We start from the raw sequence: 18,356 nt of genomic DNA, 5'->3' as shown, positions 1-18,356 counted from the left end.
CCCGATTCACGCGCCGCGCAAGAGATCCTGCACGACAGAAGGCTTCTTCGCAGACGCTGCTTGGGACTGGCCGACTTGTTGAAGGAATTCGGCGACAGGAACCTCATGCACCTTCGAACCGACGAGGTCGGCATTCGCGAAACCCAGAGCCTCTTTTAGTCCCTTGGATATGGATTCGAATGCTGTCATATTGGGTCGCTGCACCTGAGCCACTGCTATTGTGCTGAGGTAATGTGATGCTCCGAATAGAGCAACCGTATGTGGCTGTTGCGGAGATTAACCTTGCAAAGTTTCCATGAGATGGAGTATTTGCAAGGTATGTACCCACGTAAGACCCATCAACTCGTGCAATCTGCATTAGAGAGCCAAGCCGCCGTGGTCCTTCTCGGACCCCGCCAGGTTGGCAAAACGACACTTGCACTCAATATCGCTTCCGAGCAGCCGTCAGTCTATCTCGATCTAGAGCGAGAGGCGGACAGGCAAGTCTTGGTCGAGCCTGATCTCTATCTGGACGAACAAGTGGGCAAGCTTGTTATCCTGGACGAGGTTCAGCAGATGCCAGGTCTATTCAAGACCCTTCGAGGTCAGATCGATCACCGCCGTCGGGCCGGATTCCGAACCCGCCAGTTCCTCTTGCTTGGGTCTGCCTCAAATGTCCTTTTGCAGCAGTCGGCAGAGTCTCTTGCTGGCCGCGTCCGATATATCGAAATGCCACCGCTGCAGCTCGGCGAAGTGGGAGCGGGTCAGTTGAACCAGCTCTGGTTGCGCGGCGGCTTTCCCGACAGTTTCTCGGCTGGGAGCGATCAGGACAGCATGGACTGGCGCCTAGATTTCCTGCGCACCTACCTCGAACGGGACATCCCTGCCCTCGGGCCGCGGATTCCGGCCGCGACTTTGCGGCGCTTCTGGACCATGTTGGCACATGTCCAGGGCGGTCTGTTGAACGCCGCCGCTCTTGCCGAAGGTTTGGGCGTCTCCGGGCAGACTGTCGGGCGCTATCTAGACTTGCTTGTCGATCTCATGCTCGTGCGGCGCCTTCAGCCCTGGCATGACAACGTCGGCAAGCGCTTGGTCAAATCGCCAAAGGTTTATGTCAGAGACAGCGGCATCGTTCATGCCCTTCTCGGTATAGGGGCGATCGAAGGGCTCCTCGGTCATCCCGTGGTCGGAGGAAGCTGGGAAGGGTTCTGCATAGAGGCCCTGCTTGCGGCCGCCCCTGCCGGTACAGAACCCTACTTCTACAGGACCTCCGCTGGCGCGGAGCTCGATCTGGTCCTCCGCCTGCCTGGCGGCGAGACCTGGGCGATCGAGATTAAGCGCACAACCGCGCCAAAGGTCTCGCGAGGGTTTCACACAGGCGCGGAGGATATTCGGGCCAATCGAAGGTTCCTTGTCTATGCGGGCGAGCGTGACGTTCCGGTGTCGAATGACATTCGCGCCTTGCCGCTTGTCCGCGCGATCGAGTTGCTGGGCGAACTCTAACCCAGGTCTGATCATCTGCTCGGCGCCTCCACGGAATGGACCCTGCCATGAGTTCCCGAACGTGCTTCGGGGCCTGTTCTGACCAGTTGTCCTGCACTATGCGGATGAGTGCGTCACCCCGCGATCGTACCCGGAGCCCTGCATCGCCGGATGCTGACGCAAGCGATCCTGCCCCGCCAGAGGATTTGGGAAAATGCCCGCTGTTGGCATCGGATTGTGATCTGGCGACTTTGGGCCGCACTGAGTCTCAGTGTCAGTACAATTGCGAAGACGTCACTTGTGCCCCTGGCATCTCCGTCGGCTGTTCCCCCAGTTTCATTCGCGGCCACCGCAACTCTCCTTTTGTCTGAGTTGCATGACATGCTGGTCGCAGCTGTCGTCCCGTCCACAAAGGTTGTCGCCGATCTTTTTCCCCTGACCCTGCGGGCCATTCCGCGCGCAGCAAAAAGACCGGCGCCTGCCCCTCTCCGCTGCGCTTCGCCTTCGGTGTGGCCGTGCCTTGGCCAGCTGCAAGGTGACCATCATTGCAACGCAAACAAGGAAAAGAGCAATGACCACGAACGGCATCAAATTCACCAGCGCCGACATCGAAACTGTCAAGGGCGTCGGCTCCATCTCGACCCTGACCTTCGACCTCGACATCACGGTCGAACCTGTCGCGAGCGTGAACCCGATGGCACCCACGCACCGCGTCCTCGGCCGCTCCCCGCGCGGCAAGCTGGTCGAGTGCGGTGGCATCTGGAAGAAGCAGAACAAGGAGACCGGCGCCGACTACTACACGCTGACCATCCGCGATCACGGCTTCAACGCCAACCTCGGCAAGGCCGCGAACCAGGACGATCCGTCCCTGCAGGCCGTCATCCCTTGGGGGCCGAAAGACGCCGCCTAAGCCAAGGGCTGGCGGGGGTCGCCTCTGCCAGCACGTTTACAGCTGTAAACTCGGGGACGAGCCGGTCCGCGCATGTAGTCTCTTCCGGCCTCAATAGACACTATATAGAGGAAAAATCTTGACTTAGCGCCGTGAATCACGGCTCTTAATCCCAAGTGGCGTGAAAAAGGCCATATTTTCGATTTTGGGGCAACTAGATGATTCCTGTGACACCACTGGCAAACGAGAAGCCTTCAGCGCTCGCGACAGATATTTCCGAGCGGTTGAATGCTGCCATCCGGGAGCATCTTCTTTCAGCTTTTGCCCCAGATAGCACCAAAACGCTACGGTCTTTTTCCGCACCTGAGGCGGCAGAACTCCTCGGGGTCTCCGGTCAGTTCATGCGAAAGCTGCACTCAGAAGGGACGATCCCAGAGCCCGAGGATGTTCGTGGAGGGCGGCGCTTTTACACGGCGCAAGAGATATGGAGCGCACGCGAGATCCTGGAGAAGTCATCACGCAAGAAAGGGCGCTATCTGCCGCGTCGGTCTGGTGACGAGAAACTGCAGGTCTGGCAGTTGATGAACTTCAAGGGCGGCTCGAGCAAGAGCACCACGAGCATCCATCTTGCGCATTACTTCGCGCTACGCGGCTATCGAGTGTTGGTCGTTGACCTGGATCCCCAAGGATCGCTCACGTCCATGTGCGGCATCAGCCCGGAAATCGAGTTTGATGGGCTGACTGTCTATGACGCGATCCGCTACGACGATCCGGTCAGCATGGCCGATGTCGTTGTTCCGACCTACTTCCCGGGGCTTTCGATTGCGCCTTCGCGCCTCATGCTGTCGGAGTTCGAGACTGAATCTGCGGTACATTCGAACCCCGATCAGCCTTTCTTCACGCGCATCCGCAATGCACTGTCCCAAGTCGAGAATGATTTTGACCTAGTCCTGATGGACAGCCCGCCCCAGCTGGGCTTCTTGACCATCGCTGGAATGGCCGCCGCGAGTTCTCTGATTGTGCCTCTGACGCCCTCGATGTTGGATGTCTCCTCAACCGCCCAGTTCCTTGAACTCGCGGGCGCCTACATGGGGGTGATCGAGGATGCGGGCGCAACGCTGCAGTACGATAACTTCAAGTTTCTGATCACCCGGGATGAGCCAACGGATGTTCCCTCACAGCAGCTGACCTCGTTCATGCGTGCACTGTTCCAGGATCGCGTTATGTCCGCGACCGCACTCAAGAGCACTGCAATCAGTGATGCGACCATGCTCAAGCAGTCCATCTACGAGGTCGTGCGCTCGGAAATGACCCGTGCGACCTACGATCGCGCAAAAGGCTCGATGGATGCTGTGGGCCACGAAGTGGAAGTCATGATCCACCAATCATGGGGGCGTAAATAATGGCTAGGAAGTCCCTTCGAGATATGTCGGGTATCGCGAACACCATCGCACGTTCCAGCAGTACGTCGGCCGAAAGGGCTCCTAAGACAAGTGCGCCTGCGTTAGGGGCGCTGCAGGGGTCACTCGCGTCTATCCGCGAGATCGATCCTGGTCTGATCGATGATTGGGGGCCTAAAGACCGACTGGATGAGTTTACAGCTGTAAACGCCGAGGATGACGATGAGGGTTTTGAGGCGCTCAAGAACAGCATCCGCGAAGGCGGACAGCAGGTACCAATCCTCGTTCGGCGCTCCAAGGCTGCCGAGGGGCGCTTCGAGGCGATCTATGGCCGCCGCCGTCTGAAGGCGTGCCGGGAGCTCGGCATCAAGGTGCGTGCAAACGTTCAGGATGTCGATGACGCCACGGCGTTGTTGGCTAAAGGGCTGGAGAATGCAGCACGTCGCAACCTCTCGTTCTACGAGAAGGCGCGTTTTGCAGAGGCTATTCAAGCCGCGGGTCACGAAAGCGCGACAGTGCGCCAGGTATTGAACCTTTCCGCCTCAGGGCATTCACACCTGACGAAGGTGACCCAGAATGTCCCGTCCAGAGTCGGCGACCTGATAGGCGCTGCGCCCAAGTCCGGTCGGCCGAGGTGGACGGACCTGGCCGAGCTATTCCTCGAGCGGAAACTTACCGAGAAAGTCGCGCTCGACCTGCTGACTAAGATCAGTGCCTCGTTGACGTCTGATGAACGGTTGGAAGCGCTGATCAAGGAAGCAAACAAGCGCGGAACGAAAGGGGTCAGCGGTCCTCAAGAGATTACGCCGTTGGACGGCGTCGTCATCAAGGCAGGTCGCGGCAGCCTGTCACTGTCGGTGAAGAAGTCCGGCGCAAGCGCCGAGTTCGCAAACTGGCTTGAGATCAATCTCGAGGACATCATCAAGAGATCCTACGCCGAATTTACAGATGTAAATTCAGTCGAGGGCAAGTGAGGACGAGCAGAAAGGAGGAAAGGTAAACAAAGAAAACCCCCGAAACCGAAGCTTCGAGGGCTGCTACGCAGAGCGCAATTCTTAGATTAGACACCTAGAATCTAGCAGCCTCCGAATCACCACACAAGAGAAAACGCTTCTGAGCGAACGGGATTTCTTTGTCTGCTGACAAAGCATGGAAAATTTCATTGATGCTCCGTCTGGAGCAACTGAGGCATACGTGCCTCAGCAGGAGAGAGGTATGTCCATCGCCTGGCATCCCTCAGGTTGGCGCAAAGCCTCCGCAGGTCTCGCTGCCGCAGAGCAGCTTGCCCAAGCCGGTGAACAGGTAGCTGTACCCAAGGCGCGGGCGTTCGTCGCCGTGAAGCGGGTGGGGGCCTACATTGGCCTCAAGGCCGGAGACATGATGCTCCTCGACACGCTCGGGGCCTTTACCCAGGCCCAAGATTGGGAGGAGGGGCAACGCCCGATTGTCTGGGCGTCAAACGCCTATCTGATGGAGCAGACGGGCTTCTCGCTCTCCGCGCTCAAGCGCCATGCACGGCGCCTGGCTGAGATCGGCGTGATCTCCTTCCAGGACAGCCCCAACGGCAAGCGGTGGGGCCGCAGGGACGCCGAGGGGCGCATCGTCGAAGCCTATGGTTTCGATCTGTCGCCGCTGTCGGCGCGCGTCGAGGAGTTCGAGGAGCTTCATGCCGAATTGCAGGCCGAACGCGAGCTCTGTCAGCGCCTGAAGCGCCAAATCACGGTGGCACGCCGTATGATTCGCGCTCGGATCGAGGCGGCCGTCAGCAGCGTGCTGCGCGGCCCCTGGGCGCAATTCACAGGTCTTTTCGAGGAGCTTCTGGACCGGCTTCCGCGCCGCCACGAAGCGTCAGAACAGCTTGCCCGGCTGCTGACGTGGTTCAGGGAGCTACAGGCACAGGTCGAGGCGGCCTACCTCAAGGCAACTGAGGTCGTGCAACCTGTGGAAAACACACCGGAAACCAAGGAACAAGCTCCTGAGAAGACTCAAGGAATGAACCCCAGGGAGGTCATTTCTGACCCTCATATACTAATTACAAACCAACTTAATCCTGTAACTCGTAATTCCTCAGAAAATGAGGAAGTCGCGGCCGTGGTGCCCAATGCTCAGCCCGAGGACCAGGTTGACAGGGAGCTGGAAGACTGGGTTGCCGAGGTACGCAAGAACCGCGCAGCGCTGGATCTGCCGACTGTGATGCAGGCCTGCCCGGAATTCGCGTCCTGGGCGCGCAATATGGGCGGGTTCCTGAAGGATTGGGGCGATCTGCACCGGGTTGCCGGGCAGCTCAGGCCGATGATCGGGGTGTCCGAGCATGCCTGGAACGTGGCGCAGGACCGGTTGGGCAAACAGGTGGCGACAGCAGCGCTGGCGCTTGTCTTCGAGAAGCATTGCGCAGGCGAAGTGTCTTCGCCGGGCGGCTATCTGCGTGGCATGGTAGAGAAGGCCGGAGCAGGGGAGCTGCATCTCGAGCGCAGCTTCTATGGCAGGCTCAGCGGGCAAGCGGCGTGATGGGGCAGAAAATCAGAGACCGGCGGCCTTGGTCAGGTTCACGCGGAACCGGTCGCGCCGGCGCTGGTAGCGGCGGGTCATCTCGGCCGAGGCATGCCCCAACTGCTTCTGAACGTAGCGTTCGTCGACTTCCGCCGAACTGGCAAGACCTGCGCGTAGCGAGTGACCTGAGAACAGTGCCACGCGACCTTTCTCGGGCAGGCCGGATCGGATGCCGGCGTCCAGGACCGTGCGCTTGATCAGCCGGGCCACATGCTTGTCGTTCAGCCGTGTATCGAGGGCGCGCTTGCCGTCCCGAGAGGTGCCGACAAAAATCGGACCGAAGTTGATCTTCGAAAAGTGAAGCCATTGCCCGAGTGCATGCACGGGGCAGGTCTGGTCCTTCGAGCCGCGGCCGATCTCCACTTCGCGCCAGCCGGTCTTGGAATTGAGCGTAAGCAGAGCTCCTTCTTCCATGATTTCGATCCAGCCGCCGGAATCCGGGGTGTCGTCTTTGTGGACGTCCAAGCTGACGATCTCCGAGCGGCGGAGGCCTCCAGCGTAGCCGATCAGCAGGATCGCCCGATCTCGCAACCCGCGCAGATCATAGGGCAGGGTGGCCACCATCGCGAGGATGTCCTCGGCCAGGATCGCTTCCTTCTGCACCGGCGGACGCGCATGCTTGCGCTTGATCCCCGCCAGCACCGTCGCGATGTGGCGGTTCTTGCGATCGAGGGTGAAACCGCGCTGTGCATAGTTCCAGGCGAGGCCGGACAGGCGTCGGTCGATAGTACCGACCGATAGGGCAGGGGAGGGGCCCGAACCGGAGGCTAGGGCTGCGAGATAGAGCCCGATCATCTCCGACGACGGAGGCAGCGGCTCGGCGCCCTTCATCCGGCACCAGCGTGCAAAATGTGCCCAGTCCTTTGCGTAAGCCTTCAGCGTGTTGTCCGACGCAGCAGCGCGCGCATAGTCGCGGGCTGTGTCGACCAGCCGATCCAGCGTGCCGGATCCGGCGACATGAGAGGGCAGGGCGATGCCATCCCTTTCCTCTTGATCTCTGTCGTCGATGCGAGCATCATCATACGTGTTAGAGGACGCTGAGGTCGATTTCTCGCTGTCTGGCGACATCTTTCCCCCGAAAAACCGCAGTTCATGAGACTGTGCTGCAAAGTATCCCGTAATGTCCGATAATGCAAAGTTATTGGACATAGTACAGAACAGCAAGGTGCGGCGGTTTGCGCATCATTTTGTGGACGAAAGCGCCGAGAGAGACTAGTGTTGTGGCATGACATATCAGTCCGCCACCATCTCGAACGACCTGAAATCCCTACCGCAGCTACCCGGCTGGGTCACCTCCAGGCGTGCCGAAACCCTTGAAACTGTGGCCTTTCGGTCAGGAGCCGCGCTGACTGTGCTCGACCAGCTGATCGGTGATCTTAGGCATGGTGTGCCCGTAAAACTGCTCGCCAACCGTCTGGCGCTAATTGCGGCGACGGCGACCTCGAAACTGGAAGGCCGGCTGGCACGGGAGGCGGATATCCGCGATGCCTACCATCTGACGCCACCGGGCGAGCCGCGGGGACCCGATGGCGATCTGCTGGCGTTCTGGCGCGAGGCGGTGCGGCTTCGGCTGAACGGACCCGGCGAGATCGCAGACCTGATCGCGCCCGACCGCGCGGAGGATGTGGCCGGTTGGTTGGACGCCGGGCAAGATCGGGCCCGGACCCATGGACCTCTGGCCGGATGCGTGGCCGTCATGCGTGCCGTTTTGGAAACTGATGACCGCGCGGAGCGGGTCGCCTGCCTGCTCTCGGACATCGTCCTGGCGCGGGTGCTGAACTGGAAGATCGTGCTGCCTGTCTCGGAGCAGTACCTGACCAAGACGGCGCTACGCGACGTAAGCGCGAACGGGCAGGGGGCGGAGCTGGCAGTCCAGAGGCGGATCCTCGAGTCCCTCGAGGAGACGATCCGAATGGCGCGGGATCTGGCCCGCCGGGCGGAAGCGCTTCGCGCCGTGGCGCCGAAGCTCCGGGCGAAAGGATCGGCAGCGGCGGTGAACCTATTCCTGTCCGAAGATGCGGTCGCCCCGGCCTCGATGCTGTCGCCGCACATTCGCGGGACCTCAATCCCGATGACGGACCGCGCCGCCCGACGGTTTTGCGACCGGTTGGTGGAGTTGGGTGTCGCGCGGGAGCTGACCGGGCGGCCGACCTTCCGGCTCTACGGGATCGCGCCATGACGGTCGCGACAAGGAAACGGAAACCTGCGGGGGAGGGTGGCGCTGTCCTTGATCGGGACCTCGAAGACCTGCCGCAGGGGCTGCGTTGGCGCAAATGGATGGGACGGATCGAGGCAGTACTGTTCGCCAGTGCCTTGCCGGTCGGCCGCGAGGACCTGGCGCGGGTGGTGGGGCAGGGGGCCTCGGTCGAGATGCTGATCGAGGACGTCCAGGCAGAGCTTACCGGGCGGCCCTATGAGTTGATACAGGTGGCCGGCGGCTGGATGTTCCGCACCAAGACGCAGTTTGCAGACGCGATCAAGGCGGCGGCCGATCTTGGCGAGCAGTCGTTGGCCTTCACCGAGATGGAGATGGGGGTGCTCTGCGCGATCGCCTATCATCAGCCGATCGACCGCGCCGGGCTGGCCGACATCTTCGGCAAGGAGGTCAGTCGCGATCTATTGGCGCGACTGCGCTACAAAGACCTGATCGCCAGCGGCCCGCGGTCGCCGAGACCCGGGGCGCCGCATACCTTTGTGACGACGGAAACGTTTCTGGTGACATTCGATCTTCAGAGCCTGCGGGACTTGCCGGAGCTGGAAATTCTCTACGAACAGTCCGGGTAGTGCGCTTGGTTTGGAGGTGCACGTCGTCTGTCGCGCCAGCACGCCAAATCGCTTGGCAATAAGCGGCCGCATATCAATATCTTGTGGTCAGCATCCGAAAGTTGAGCTACAAAATTGGTCAGGAGGTTGCGGCATGGCGCGTGGCGAATTGATGAAAAAATTGTTGCTCAACTATGGACGTGAGGATGAATTCCGCGCGGTCGTCGAGCAGATCATCTCTGAAGAAGAAAAGAAGAACAACCGCGTTCTTGCGCGTGGCCTTCGCAATGCTCTCGAGACGATTTCGTCCGCGCAGCAACCGAAAGAGATGAACAGGCTCGTTCCATTTCCGGACGATGCAAAGGAGTTCATTCAGCGTATCGAACCGCGCTTCAGCCCCGAGGACATTCAGCTGAGTGTCGAGAACCTCAGCCTCTTCACGGGATTGATCGATGAGTTCCGCAAGTCAGACCTTATCAAGCGGAACGGCCTGCCAGTTCGCTCAAAGCTCCTGTTCTGCGGACCTCCCGGAACCGGGAAGACACTGTGCGCTGAGATCTTTGCCGGCCAGCTTGGGTTGCCTTTCTTCCATGTCAAACTCGATCGGCTCATCTCCTCTTTTCTGGGCGAGACCGCGTCCAACATTCGCAAGACCTTCGAGTTCGCCCGCCGTCAACCCTGCGTCTTGTTCTTCGATGAGTTCGACGCGCTCGCCCGCTCGCGCGAAGAGGGAAGCGATCACAGCGAGCTGCGCCGAGTCGTCAACTCCCTGTTGATCTTCATCGATCAGATCCAGCCAAGCGGGTTCCTCATCGCGGCCACCAACCTGGACGGGCAACTCGATCCCGCCATCTGGCGCAGATTCGATGAAGTCGTCTGGTTCGATCATCCGGATGAAGCGATGACACGGCGGTATCTGACCAATGCAATGAAGAACTCGGAACTCGAATTCGATATCGAAGACATGGTTCAGGGGACCATGGATTATTCCTATGCCGAGCTCGAGAAGATCTGCAATCAGGCCAAAAAACTGGCACTGCTCGATCGCAAAAAGTCGATCTCGAAGAAGCATTTCAGAGAAGCCATTCGTTATGCCGATCGACGGCGCATGCGGATTCGCAAGATTGCCAACGGTTCGTGAGTTAGACCTTGCCCCAACATCAGCACCTGCCCCTGGTGCGCCTGCCAGAGAATTTTGCCCGCCGCAAGCATGGTAGAGTGCCCAACCCCCCAACCCGAGGCGGAGGTCATGGCGGTCGCATCCGACAGGAGGTTGACGCCGCCGTCCAAAACCAACGTGCACAGCAGCCTCCTCCGAGGTTCGTTGACCCGGCGCTGATCCTTCGGGTGGAGATGAGCGGAGCAAGCATGGAGGGGGATTGGGAAGGTCTTGGCCTGACCGTGCTGTCCACCGATGAAGACAACACCCTGGTCCTGTTCTCGTCGACGGATGACTTGCAGGACTTTCGGACCCGGCTCGACGAATATGAGGGTCCAATACCGCAGGGTCAGCGCAATCGTCGCTACGCGGGGTTCATTGACAGGATTGGCGCAATCGGCACGATTGAAGGTCGCGACCGTCTCGGCGTTCTAGCGCGCGAAGAAGGATTTTCCGAGGTCCAAGACTTCCAGGACGATACGGACTACGTCGTCGATATCGAATTGTGGGAGTTCGGTCCTCAGGCGGCCCGCCGGTCGCTGGGTGAAGAAATCGTCGATTGGGTCGAGAGCCAGGACGGGGAACTCTACGACCACTATTGTGGACCTTCCATCAGCATCATCCGAGTGCGAGCCTCCGGCCAGACCATTCGGCCGATCCTTGCGATACCCCAGGTCGCATTTGTCGATTTTCCGCCACAGCCCGATATCCAGATGGAACGGCCTGAGGCCCTTGCTGCGGGGGATGTGCCGCCGGTGTCACCGCCCGAGGTGGACTTGCCTGTGGTTGCTATTCTCGACAGCGGTGTTAACGACAACCCCCTGCTCGAAGATGGTATCGTCGCGCGTGAGGCCTTTCCGGCAGAGCTTGGCGAGGCCGATGTCTTCGGTCATGGCACGGCTGTCGCCGGTGTCGCCTGCTACGGCGATCTCCGGAATCATCTCGATCAGCCAGAGCTTGTCCCCGCCGCTCGGATTATCTCGGCGAAAGTAGTGACAGATCAGGGCCAGTTTTTCGAGCGCCGCACCTTGCCGACCCAGATGCGGACAACCATCGAACGCATTCGGGAAGCTTATGGGTGCAAACTCTTTGTCATTTCGCTTGGGGATACTCGTGCACGCTTCGAGCGCGGTCGGGTCGGGCCGTGGGCCGCGACCCTGGACGAGCTCGCGCGCGAACTTGATGTCCTGATTTTCGTATCTGCAGGCAATCGCGACCCCAGGGGCGGTACGTCTTTGGAGCAGGGCGTCACGCAGTATCCGGGCTATCTTCTGGAAAATGCCAACCGCGTCTGCGAACCGGCGGGCGCCGTCAACGCCTTAACAGTAGGGTCGCTCGCGCATTCCAATGGCCTCGGGCCGGAGCACGAATTCGACGTTCACATCCAACGCATCACAGAGCCAGATGAACCGTCGCCGTTTTCGCGTACTGGCCCGGGTGCCGGAGGCATCAAGAAACCAGATTTCGTCGATTACGGTGGAACATTGGTGTTCGACGCCGTGGCTCGGCGCTTGCAGCGTGCGCCCCACTTGGCAAATGCGGGCATTTTGACCACGAACGCTGACTTTCAGCGGCAACTCATTGTGAGCAAGACGGGCACATCATTTTCCGCCCCGCATCTGGCACACAAGGCGGCGCAAGTATTGCGTTATCATCCGGACGCATCGGCGAACCTCATCAAGGCGTTTATGGCTAGTTCTGCCCGCGTCCCTGAAGCCACGCAGCGCAGGTTGGGCGGCATGATCGAGGCCGAGCGAGACCAAATTCATGGAAACGGGGTTGTAAACCCTGCCACAGCAACCTTCTCGGATGATCATCGGGTCGTCCTCTACGCCGAGGACGCGCTCGGAATGGACCAATTCGCTGTTTACCAGGTCCCGATCCCTGCCGAGTTCCAAGGCAATGGTCCCCGCTGGATTCATGTCTCGCTGGCCTTCGACCCACCGGTGCGACGAACTCGCGCTGAATATGTCGGCACGCGAATGAACTTCCGGTTGATCCGGGGATGCACAGCGGATCAGGTCTTTGAGCATTTTCGATCCCATACGGGCGAAGATACGGAGGCGCCAGAGATGGCGGGGCGTTTCAACTGTGGTCTTAGCCCAGGGCCGCAACGTCGTGACCGCAACACGCTGCAAACGGCGAGTGTAAAATTCACCCAGGATACTCCGCAGTACGGCGCCGACTATTTCCTCGTGGTTCGGTGTGTCGGAGGCTGGGCTGCAGATCAGGAAGTCCGTCAGCGATATGCGATCGTTGTGGAGCTGGAACACGAAGCCCCAATCGAGCTCTACGCGCGAGTGCAGCAACGCGTTCGCATCAGGGTATAGTGGCCCGAATCCTTTGGTTTGAGATGGCGTGCTCGAAAATTGCGAGCCAGCCTGACGCACGTTGCATGATGGTGCGATCCATCCTATCTTGTAGGTGCTCTTGGCAGGAGCATGGCACTCGCCGTTCCGAAGCTGCAGGCAGCACTGCCCGAAGATCTTTCTAGCGATCCCATCAGCTAACACTCTGGCTTGTAGGGCGGTAGGCGAGTGACGTTCGGTGTCAAGCCGGGAGATAGCCATGTTGATCGATGGTCCACGACCTACCACCCTCGTTGGGGTAAAACGCCTTGCCAAGCAGCTGAAGAAGACAAACGGAATCAAGCATTCTGATGCGCTTGATCTCGCTGCCAAGTCTGCCGATTGTGTCAATTTTCGTCATGCACGCCGCACTTTGCCCACCAGTGGTTTCACGAACTCCAAGCCCTATGTGTTGCTGACGATCTACTGGAGTGACAAGGAGCGCGGCCATCGCTGCGGGCGGGAAACATTGCGGATTGAGCTTTCCACGCCGATCCTCGACCTCTGCCCCAAAAGTGCGCTCAGATACGTCCGCGGTTTCGGAAACCTTCGAATGGTTGCCGAAGACCATTTCGTTTGTGATGACATAGCCCACAAGCAAGAGTATGCGCGGGATAGGCTTTGTGCAGCTGAGCGTTCGCTCCGTTTCATGGAGCATACAGGACTGCGACCGAACCGAGACCGCAGGAACTACCCCAGAATTCTGGACACCGACAAACTGCCCAATATCGACCATTCGACAGACTGGGTAGATCCGGCCAGTGGTCAATTCGTCCTGATCGACGAGCCCTATGGCAACGCGCCCGACGATTCAAATCGCGCAGCATGGGCGACCCGCAACGGCTGGCGGCTTGAAAAGGCGTCTTGGCCCGGGATGTATCGGCCCTACGATTGCGATCTCTATGTCGGTATCGACACACGCTCAGGATACGACGTTGACGCTCTGATGGAAAAGATCAGTGCCATGCCAGAGCCAGTCGTCAGCGAAAACTGGACGGGCGAATCTGTACCTTCATGGGAGACGTTTCTCAGCCCAATGGCGAAGACGAAACAGGACGAACGCCGCGCAAGGTGCAAGGGGATGATCTATCCCTCTCCGAGCAAGGCCACCGTACCCTATAACTACAACCCCGGGTGTTCGCGCCGCCGTCCAGCTGGTGAACTCGGAATTGATGGCCATGTGCAGGCAGGCCGCGTGATCAAGGCAGTGATGTCGTCGCAATATGCGACAGATGGGGTTTATACGCGTTTGAGCGCGCTTCGCTCAGATCTCGAGGATTGGCTCAGCCTTGAGATTGATCGGGGGCAACTCGACGGCCCTGAGTTCTTCGAAGTCTACTATACTCGAACCGATGAGGATCAGGCGTTTCTGCAGGCATTGACCTCTGCTGACGACGTTGTTGCAGCCCTTCGTAGGATAGCACGGATGTTGAAGAACGCTTATCCGGATTGCGCCCCACTTCGCCGGCAGCTCCGGCGCATTGAATTGTCCGTATCGATGATAGAAAAGGTGAGATAACTTTTGCGTTGCGCGCCAAAGGATTATTTGGCTCGCAACCGCTCTCTTCTGGGCGCGGTCAATATCAAGGCAAGGGAATCCTCTGATCATGGACTATCCGGAAATTTGTAGGGAAGCTTTTGCTTTGGTCGACGATATCGGCAACGGAGCTTTCAACAACGAGTTCAGTGAACGTGGGACACTTGCCACGACTGTTGAGGTCGCCATGCCCGTCCTTGCGATCTTTCGTCAGTTGAACCCCGATGACCCGAGCTCGATTGCTGATGCGCAGTCTCGGCTTTTCAAGATCGCCTCGGGAGAACAGGGCGTGTTTTCGCGCTATCCTGCACTGGCCGCTTTTGCGCTTGGCGAAAGCATAGTCGTTCAGTAGCTGCCAGCAAGGACGCAAGACGGTTAAGCGAGGCAAACCTTTGCCTCGCTTGTTCGTTGCAGACGACGCAAAACAGATCGCTAGCCAGCCTGATCGCTACCCTTTCCCTCCCGGATACGACGCAATAATTCTTTGTCCGTTGGGTCGGCACCGTTCATAATCGCCTCCACCTGAAGGAGGTGCTGCGAGGCGCGCCTCAAGTCCCGTGGAATGAGCGCTTCAGTTCTTGTTCGGGCTCTGTCCTCAACAACCTCGTGCCCTTCGTGAATAGCCCACCCGATGAATCCCCGCTCGAAACGTTCTTTCGTTGGGTCGTCCAGGCAAAGCTCTTGAACTGGTTCACCCTCTCGTATCCGGAGAACCTGAAAGTCGGGATGAAATCCGCCCCGCCAGTTCTCTTGTCGTTGGCCGGATTTCTGCGACCTCTTTGGCATCGGGGTCAGCGCGACCCTCAGGTAGACATCCGGGTCGTCGATATTGATCAGTGCCAAAGCCAGATCGAGCGGCTCGCCAAGTGTGCTGTGCGTCCAAATGTTGTGATCGAGGAGGTAGTTATCGCCTTCATGCGCCCAGTATTCGCCGTCAGGAATCCAGAACATGGGCCGATCATCGAGAAGGTCAGGCGTCGCAAACCCAATCGGTTCCCAAACCTGCATGAGTGGCTGGGACAGCCTGAACCGGACGCTCCCATGTTCCACGAATTGTTTCTGGCCGAGATGAGGGGCCACTGCCGATAACAGGCGCAACGCCAGATCTAGATCGGTGACCGACGGCGTATCGCCTTCATCAAGAAGGACCCGCACCCCTTGAGATGCATGGCTTTCGTCAGGCGTACGCCCATAGAACTCCGGAATAGACAGCACGCAATCGAAGGGGCCAACAACGATCCGAAGCGCACTGCAAGCATTCTGCGCCAAGGTAGGGTACAACTCGATGGAGTTCAGGTTTTGGACTGCGTTGAAGACGAGTTGCGCGGCGATCGGTTCCAGGTCGGATGCATATGCTTCGGCGATGCCAATCGCGTCCCCACGATTCAAGATCAGTTTTGCATAGATGGACGCATCGCTGTACCCATTCCCTTCCACGACGCTGAGTTCTAATCCAATGATCGGATCGCCTGCGTGCCGCATCGCAAATAGGGGGCGGATTTTTTCGACGAGGTATGCGAGGTCAATTCCATTCCCGGTGTTTTTCACTTCGGCCAATCGCGCGGGGAATTCTTTGGCGCTTCGATTGATCGCGGGGATGAAACTGGTGTTCTGCCGCGTCTGTGGGTGGGCTCGCTTGGTTTGTTTCGCTTTCAGCGCGCCCCAGTTTGAGCCCGGGGAGATTGCGGCGGCAAGATCGTTCAAGAGTGTCAACTTGGTAGGGCGATTTTCGCCGGTCCATCTTGCCAGAATTCGGTCGACGCCTTTTGACAGGCATTCGAGCTTGATCGGGAAGGTCTCGGCTGACTGCACATCAGTGTTCAGGTTCATTTTGCTCATTCCTCTGGCGTGCCTCCGAGTCCAAATTCAAGCCGTGGGCCCTATAGCAGGAGTCGGAAAGCGCGCAGCTGATTGAGCAAACCGATGAGTGTCTAGAAGCTCGGCAAACCAGGATCCAATGGGCCCGGATCAGGTTCGCTGGGTTGGTTTCCACCTGCTGCGCCGACCTGTACTTTACAGCGCGCCAGCCCCAAGTGAGCTTCTCAAGTTTACATCGTGGACGTTTGGCAAGCAACTACCTGTGGGCCCCTCTCGATGATTTTGGCCCCTCCTGCCCTTTGGCCAGGACCGCGCCCTACTCGGTCGGCTGCAAGCAGCCGCCCTCCCCGAGCTGAAACGCCGCCTCTCCCTGCGCCGTGCCGCTGGCGGTGCAGTCTCCTCCGGAGACAGCCCGGCCAGCCGTCGCATGGTCGTGGCAACGCTTCATCTCGGCCATTTGGTAACGGTCGCTGGGGCGGGCGCGAGACATCAGTAATCTCGTACCTCGCGTCTCTGCCAGTGTTGTTCCTGACTTTGCCGGACATGCTGTCCCGCCCCATCATCATGTGTCGCAAACGATGGTCGACGACCGCAGGATCGCATTGGCCACAGCTGGCATAAGGCCGGTGATGGTCGTGACGCGCGGATCGGAGAATATCGGGCCGCCATAGAGATTCCGTTCGAAATCCGGGTGATCCGGACACGTTGTCGAAGCTTCGACGGTATCCCTGCTGCTCTTCCAGACTACACACACATCGGGTTGCCACGGAAACCAGCCGTCGCGGCACGTGAGGCAGGGTCAGCAAAGCTCTGACTGGTCGGGATGCGGCTCGGAGCGAGAGGACAGAAATGTCGCCACCACAGGCATTTCTCTCTTTCGGCTGTTCCCCCAACTTCCTTCGCGGCGCCCGCACTTCTCCCGGTGTCTGAGTTGCATGACATGCTGGTCGCAGCTGTCGCCCCGCCCACAAAGGTTGTCGCCGATCTTTTTCCCCTGACCCTGCGGGTCATTCCTCGCGAGGCAAAAAGACCGGCGCCTGCCCCTCTCCGCTGCGCTTCGCCTTCGGTGTGGCCGGGCCTTGGCCAGCTGCAACGTGACCATCATTGCAACGCAAACAAGGAGAAGAGCAATGACCACGAACTGCATCAAATTCACCAGTGCCGACATCGAAACCGCCAAGGGCGTCGGCTCCATCTCGACCCTGACTTTTGATCTCGACATTACGGTCGAACCCGTCGCGAGCGCGAACCCGATGGCCCCCACGCACCGCGTCCTCGGCCGCTCCCCGCGCGGCAAGCTGGTCGAGTGCGGCGGCATCTGGAAGAAGCAGAACAAGGAGACCGGCGCCGACTACTACACGCTGACCATCCGCGACCACGGTTTCAACGCCAACCTCGGCAAGGCCGCGAACCAGGACGATCTGTCCCTGCAGGCCGTCATCCCCTGGGGTCCGAAAGACGCCGCCTAAGCCAAAGGCCAGACCGCTTCGGCGGTCTGGCTATTTCTCGTTTTTGGGTGCGCCTGATGGGCGGGCTCAAAAGCCGATGTTCGAGGAACGCGGCATATTTCGGACGCGAACGCAGAGGCGGGTCGTCAGACCGGATAGGTCGCGGACGCGGCTTCGATCTTTCAGTTCAGTGACAGCGTGGATCGCGCGAACCCGAAGCAGGACCGACTGTCCGCAGGGAGAACTGGCAGCTCGCTGAGCAATGCAAGCGCACCCCGTCCGTCGGTCGAACAACGCGCGCCTGGGTCGTCTTGGCGAAGCTACCAGGGGCGCCGAACTCACCCTGTGCCGCGAGGGTGGAAGTCGCAGATCACCGTCATGCATCCAAGGGCAACGTCTCACGCCAATGTCATCGCCGCGCGCCTTTCCGTCGACCTGTTGGCCTCTCAGATCGCTAGCCCGGGGTCGAGCGGCCAGCAACGCCGGGGGCAGATTTCTGGACGGCTGCGCCTTGAGCGCTGCGATGCACCGCTCACAACAAACCTGCCCCCGGCGTGCTCCATTTCATTCCGCCCCGTGCCGGGTGCAGCCCGCTCTCATGCCCCCGGTCTTTTCCACGATCCGTCCAACGACGATCAACGGAAAGGATCACACCATGACACTCGAACAATCCATCGACCTCGCCGAACTGCAAGCCGACATGGCCTTCGATGCCTACCTCGCTGCCTTCGATGAAGACGCCCATCCAGAGACCCTCGACAGCCTCGAGACCGAGGCTCTGATCGCCCGCAGCCGATACGACGACCTGCGCAATCAGGGACTGGGTCACTGACCCAGACACCCCTGCGGGTCTTCGGATCCGCAGAGGTCTAACGCCGTCTCTCAGAAGCTTCGTGACGCCCTCAAAGGGCGTGACCCGCGCCATCCCGCGCGGGCCATTTTCGTGTTCCTGGCGCCCGATCCGTGACCGGATCGAGCGTTGT

The 18,356-nt window shown here is 59.5% G+C and carries 16 protein-coding genes; 13 read left to right on the top strand and 3 right to left on the bottom strand.

The features are described 5' to 3' along the window. Positions 1-6: 6 nt before the first annotated feature. Positions 7-189 carry a hypothetical protein gene (locus tag SM764_RS19055; RefSeq protein WP_274861364.1) on the bottom strand — a complete coding sequence of 61 codons (183 nt, stop codon included), beginning with the start codon at positions 187-189 and terminating at the stop codon, positions 7-9. Positions 190-318: 129 nt separating this feature from the next. On the opposite strand from SM764_RS19055, the gene SM764_RS19050 reads away from it, so the two are divergent. The 5 genes from SM764_RS19050 to repC all read left to right on the top strand — a co-directional run bounded on the left by SM764_RS19050 (position 319) and on the right by repC (position 6,258). Continuing rightward, on the top strand, positions 319-1,482 hold the full coding sequence (locus SM764_RS19050) for an ATP-binding protein (RefSeq protein ID WP_274861363.1): 1,164 nt from the start codon (positions 319-321) through the stop codon (positions 1,480-1,482). Between the two features lie 550 nt (positions 1,483-2,032). After that, entirely contained in the window at positions 2,033-2,371 is a 339-nt protein-coding gene (locus SM764_RS19045) for a DUF736 family protein (protein WP_274861362.1), read from the top strand. Positions 2,372-2,568: 197 nt separating this feature from the next. Beyond that, entirely contained in the window at positions 2,569-3,753 is a 1,185-nt protein-coding gene (repA, locus tag SM764_RS19040) for a plasmid partitioning protein RepA (protein WP_274861361.1), read from the top strand. Positions 3,754-3,776: 23 nt separating this feature from the next. Then, positions 3,777-4,724 carry a plasmid partitioning protein RepB gene (repB, locus tag SM764_RS19035; RefSeq protein WP_274861360.1) on the top strand — a complete coding sequence of 316 codons (948 nt, stop codon included), beginning with the start codon at positions 3,777-3,779 and terminating at the stop codon, positions 4,722-4,724. Positions 4,725-4,965: 241 nt separating this feature from the next. Further along, a complete protein-coding gene (gene repC, locus SM764_RS19030; protein ID WP_274861377.1) occupies positions 4,966-6,258 on the top strand; it encodes a plasmid replication protein RepC in 1,293 nt (430 codons plus the stop codon). A gap of 12 nt (positions 6,259-6,270) precedes the next feature. Here repC and SM764_RS19025 read toward each other — a convergent pair whose 3' ends face one another. Then, the gene (locus SM764_RS19025; protein WP_274861359.1) at positions 6,271-7,368 is read right to left on the bottom strand and encodes a tyrosine-type recombinase/integrase; all 1,098 of its coding nucleotides are present in this window, start codon (positions 7,366-7,368) and stop codon (positions 6,271-6,273) included. Between the two features lie 157 nt (positions 7,369-7,525). Between SM764_RS19025 and SM764_RS19020 the strand changes: the two genes are divergently transcribed. The 6 genes from SM764_RS19020 (at position 7,526) to SM764_RS18995 (ending at position 14,459) form a co-directional block, all read left to right on the top strand. Beyond that, positions 7,526-8,479, top strand: coding sequence for a DUF1403 family protein (locus SM764_RS19020; protein ID WP_274861357.1), 954 nt, complete (start codon positions 7,526-7,528; stop codon positions 8,477-8,479). Next, positions 8,476-9,084, top strand: a complete 609-nt coding sequence (gene scpB / locus SM764_RS19015) for an SMC-Scp complex subunit ScpB (protein WP_274861356.1) — start codon at positions 8,476-8,478, stop codon at positions 9,082-9,084. Before SM764_RS19020 ends, scpB begins: the two co-directional genes overlap by 4 nt. A gap of 133 nt (positions 9,085-9,217) precedes the next feature. After that, entirely contained in the window at positions 9,218-10,204 is a 987-nt protein-coding gene (locus SM764_RS19010; protein ID WP_274861355.1) for an AAA family ATPase, read from the top strand. A gap of 35 nt (positions 10,205-10,239) precedes the next feature. Beyond that, a complete protein-coding gene (locus SM764_RS19005) occupies positions 10,240-12,552 on the top strand; it encodes a S8 family peptidase (protein WP_490363088.1) in 2,313 nt (770 codons plus the stop codon). Positions 12,553-12,790: 238 nt separating this feature from the next. Then, positions 12,791-14,089, top strand: coding sequence for a DUF5623 domain-containing protein (locus SM764_RS19000; protein WP_274861353.1), 1,299 nt, complete (start codon positions 12,791-12,793; stop codon positions 14,087-14,089). 88 nt (positions 14,090-14,177) lie between these two features. Beyond that, entirely contained in the window at positions 14,178-14,459 is a 282-nt protein-coding gene (locus tag SM764_RS18995; RefSeq protein WP_274861351.1) for a hypothetical protein, read from the top strand. A gap of 80 nt (positions 14,460-14,539) precedes the next feature. On the opposite strand, the gene SM764_RS18990 is transcribed toward SM764_RS18995, so the two are convergent. Then, positions 14,540-15,937, bottom strand: a complete 1,398-nt coding sequence (locus SM764_RS18990) for a hypothetical protein (RefSeq protein WP_274861350.1) — start codon at positions 15,935-15,937, stop codon at positions 14,540-14,542. A 1,118-nt stretch (positions 15,938-17,055) separates the two neighbouring features. Here SM764_RS18990 and SM764_RS18985 point away from each other — a divergent pair. After that, entirely contained in the window at positions 17,056-17,394 is a 339-nt protein-coding gene (locus SM764_RS18985; RefSeq protein WP_008335621.1) for a DUF736 domain-containing protein, read from the top strand. A gap of 634 nt (positions 17,395-18,028) precedes the next feature. Further along, positions 18,029-18,205, top strand: coding sequence for a hypothetical protein (locus SM764_RS18980; protein WP_176832925.1), 177 nt, complete (start codon positions 18,029-18,031; stop codon positions 18,203-18,205). The last annotated feature ends 151 nt before the right edge of the window (positions 18,206-18,356 follow it).

This window comes from Pseudophaeobacter sp. 1A16562 (assembly GCF_041008785.1).
Taxonomy (GTDB): Bacteria; Pseudomonadota; Alphaproteobacteria; order Rhodobacterales; family Rhodobacteraceae; genus Phycobacter; species Phycobacter gallaeciensis_A.
The sequence above is the reverse complement of the archived record's forward strand: the minus strand, read 5'-3'. Positions and strand labels throughout refer to the sequence as shown.

What these genes read in the sequence shown, in the direction of transcription:
- SM764_RS19055 (WP_274861364.1), bottom strand. Translation starts at nt 189, where the DNA reads ATGACAGCATTCGAATCCATATCCAAGGGACTAAAAGAGGCTCTGGGT.
- SM764_RS19050 (WP_274861363.1), top strand. Translation starts at nt 319, where the DNA reads ATGTACCCACGTAAGACCCATCAACTCGTGCAATCTGCATTAGAGAGC.
- SM764_RS19045 (WP_274861362.1), top strand. Translation starts at nt 2,033, where the DNA reads ATGACCACGAACGGCATCAAATTCACCAGCGCCGACATCGAAACTGTC.
- repA (WP_274861361.1), top strand. Translation starts at nt 2,569, where the DNA reads ATGATTCCTGTGACACCACTGGCAAACGAGAAGCCTTCAGCGCTCGCG.
- repB (WP_274861360.1), top strand. Translation starts at nt 3,777, where the DNA reads ATGTCGGGTATCGCGAACACCATCGCACGTTCCAGCAGTACGTCGGCC.
- repC (WP_274861377.1), top strand. Translation starts at nt 4,966, where the DNA reads ATGTCCATCGCCTGGCATCCCTCAGGTTGGCGCAAAGCCTCCGCAGGT.
- SM764_RS19025 (WP_274861359.1), bottom strand. Translation starts at nt 7,368, where the DNA reads ATGTCGCCAGACAGCGAGAAATCGACCTCAGCGTCCTCTAACACGTAT.
- SM764_RS19020 (WP_274861357.1), top strand. Translation starts at nt 7,526, where the DNA reads ATGACATATCAGTCCGCCACCATCTCGAACGACCTGAAATCCCTACCG.
- scpB (WP_274861356.1), top strand. Translation starts at nt 8,476, where the DNA reads ATGACGGTCGCGACAAGGAAACGGAAACCTGCGGGGGAGGGTGGCGCT.
- SM764_RS19010 (WP_274861355.1), top strand. Translation starts at nt 9,218, where the DNA reads ATGGCGCGTGGCGAATTGATGAAAAAATTGTTGCTCAACTATGGACGT.
- SM764_RS19000 (WP_274861353.1), top strand. Translation starts at nt 12,791, where the DNA reads ATGTTGATCGATGGTCCACGACCTACCACCCTCGTTGGGGTAAAACGC.
- SM764_RS18995 (WP_274861351.1), top strand. Translation starts at nt 14,178, where the DNA reads ATGGACTATCCGGAAATTTGTAGGGAAGCTTTTGCTTTGGTCGACGAT.
- SM764_RS18990 (WP_274861350.1), bottom strand. Translation starts at nt 15,937, where the DNA reads ATGAACCTGAACACTGATGTGCAGTCAGCCGAGACCTTCCCGATCAAG.
- SM764_RS18985 (WP_008335621.1), top strand. Translation starts at nt 17,056, where the DNA reads ATGACCACGAACTGCATCAAATTCACCAGTGCCGACATCGAAACCGCC.
- SM764_RS18980 (WP_176832925.1), top strand. Translation starts at nt 18,029, where the DNA reads ATGACACTCGAACAATCCATCGACCTCGCCGAACTGCAAGCCGACATG.